Annotated in this window: 1 protein-coding gene; it reads right to left on the bottom strand. The window is 44.3% G+C overall.

What is annotated here, in order from left to right; all coding sequences use genetic code 11:
- Positions 1 to 219, bottom strand: a 219-nt coding sequence (locus AB4585_RS24050; protein WP_372171269.1) for a hypothetical protein, incomplete at both ends; no start/stop codon positions are given.

Raw genomic sequence — 219 nt, 5'->3', positions numbered from 1 at the left:
AACCACGCATCTAACGCTTTATCGTTGGTGCTCAGATCTGGTACACGCTCTTCATACAACAACGGAGTAACTGTTTTGTCTTCCACAGCTTGCTGCATAGTGTAGGAGTGGATAATCTTGCCAAACTTGTTTTCAGTCTTGTCGTCTTGTAACAGCGGTGTACCTGTAAAGCCGATATAAGCGGCTTTCGGTAGAGCTTGCTGCATACGAATATTATTC

This window comes from Vibrio sp. 10N.222.49.C9 (assembly GCF_041474985.1).
GTDB classification, from domain to species: domain Bacteria; phylum Pseudomonadota; class Gammaproteobacteria; order Enterobacterales; family Vibrionaceae; genus Vibrio; species Vibrio crassostreae_C.
The sequence above is the reverse complement of the archived record's forward strand: the minus strand, read 5'-3'. Positions and strand labels throughout refer to the sequence as shown.